Below are 2,064 nucleotides of genomic sequence, written 5' to 3' on the forward strand. Positions count from 1 at the left end.
GACCGCCACCGCGCGCAGGCCCTCGATGTCGGGGCGGAACCGCGACGGTTCGGAGCGCCGGTCGCGCGGTTCGGCGGTCGGTCGGACGCTGTCGGCCTGGCGCATGCTCAGCTACCGTGGGCGAGCGCTCGGTCGGCCAGCGCGCCGATGACCGGGGCCAGCAGCCGCGAGTATTGCAGCGTGATGTGGCTCCAGTCGAGGTAGACCAGGGTGTTGCCGACGATGACCGGGCAGCGGGTGGCGGTGCAGAACAGGTCGGTGAGGTCGGCGTACTGGCCGCCGCCGGCCTTGGTGGCGGCGGCCTCGGCGGCGATGCCGGCCTCGTTGACGGCCGCCGACCGCGCGGGCGAGCAGGCCGTCGCGTCGTCGAGGTGGCCGGACAGGCAGACCGGCACCACCGATTGCGGGTCCGGGACCGGCCCGAGCACCAGGACCTTGGCGCCGGTGCCGCGCAGCTGCTGCACCAGGCGGGTCAGGCTGTTCACCCACGCCGAGTCGTACGACTTGAACCCGGGCGTCCAGTTGCCGGCGCCGTATTGCCGCCACACGCTCACCACGACCAGTTGCGGGTGCTCGGCGCGCAGCCGGGTGAGGATCTCCCCGCGCCACTGATCGCAGTGCTGGAACTGTTCGGTCAGGCGGCGCAGCGGGTTGGTGATGGGCACGGCGACCGACGGGCAGCCCGCCTTGCCGAGGGTCTCGACCCGCCAGGGCCGCTGGGCGGCGAGCTGCTGGAACGCGGGGATCATCATCGCGGCGTGCGAGTCGCCGATCAGCGTCACCGTCGTCTTCGACGCGGTGTCGCCGGTGGCGCACTCGGGCTGCCCGCCCTCGAAGAAGTCGCGCACGCAGCCGTCGAACGCGTAGGCGTTGCGCTGCGTGGGGGCGTCGGCCACCGTCGGGTCGAGGTTCGACGGCACGGCCCGCAGGTCCGCCGAGGCGGCGACGGCGGCCTGCACCTGGGCGAAGACCTGGCGCACCGCGGCGTCGTAGGCCTCCGGGGGCGAGCCCGGCCCGACGGGCGCGGCGGTGATGGTCAGCGGCGTGGCGGGCGCGCCGCGACCGACCGGGATGGGCACCACGGCCAGCAGCACCACGCCCACGCAGACGGCGACCGCGGTGACCGCGCCGCCCAGCGCGAGGCTCAGCCCGCCGGAGCGGCGCAGCGGCGCGGCGAAGCGCAGCGGGTTCTCGACGACGCGCAGGGTCAGCACGGCCAGCCCGCCGGAGAGCAGCGCCGCGCAGATCCGGGCGGCCAGGCCCAGCGGGTGGCCCATGATCAGCGGGGCGAACACCAGCACCGGCCAGTGCCACAGGTACCAGGAGTAGGAGATCCGCCCGATGGCGCGCATCGGCGCGACACCCAGCACTCGCCCGCAGCCCTGCGACGGCGCGGCGCAGCCGGCGCCGATCACCAGCGCGCCGCCCAGCGTGGGCAGCAGCGCGGCCACGCCGGGGTACAGCGTGGTCGCGCTCAGCCGGGTGCAGGCCACCAGGATCAGGGCCAGCCCGGCCCACCCGGTCAGCGCGGCGGCCCGCGGGGAGAGCCGCTCCCAGCGGCCGGCGGTCAGCGCGACCAGCCCGCCGAGGGCCAGCTGCCAGGCCCGGGTGGGCAGCGAGAAGAACGCCATCGCCGGCATCACGTAGGTGACCACGAACGACAGCGCGAACGACCCCACCGCCACCACGGTCAGCACCACCAGGTACGGGCGCCGCGAGGAGACGGGCTCGGCCTTGGGGCGCTTGCGGGCCCGCCGGACCAGCCACGCCGTGCCGAGGATCAGCGGCGCCCACACCAGGTAGAACTGCTCCTCGACGCCGAGCGACCAGTAGTGCTGGAACGGCGAGGGCGGCATGTGACCGGCGACGTTGAAGTAGTTGACGTCCTCGGCGATGAACCAGAAGTTGCTGACATAGAGCGCGCTGGCGATGCCGTCGTCGATGACGGTCCGGGCCTCCCCGAGGGGCAGCAGCGCGGCCGAGGCGAGCATCGTGACCACGCCGACGACGGCCGACGCGGGCAGCAGGCGCCGGGCCCGCGCGCCGTAGAACCGGCGCAGCCGA

At 74.7% G+C, this 2,064-nt stretch carries 1 protein-coding gene; it reads right to left on the reverse strand.

What is annotated here, in order from left to right:
• Positions 1-107: 107 nt before the first annotated feature.
• Positions 108-2,064 (reverse strand): acyltransferase family protein (locus AC5Y43_RS24925; RefSeq protein ID WP_499977284.1); only part of this gene is annotated, 1,957 nt, incomplete at its 5' end.

This window comes from Mycobacterium sp. NGS57 (genome assembly GCF_059812405.1).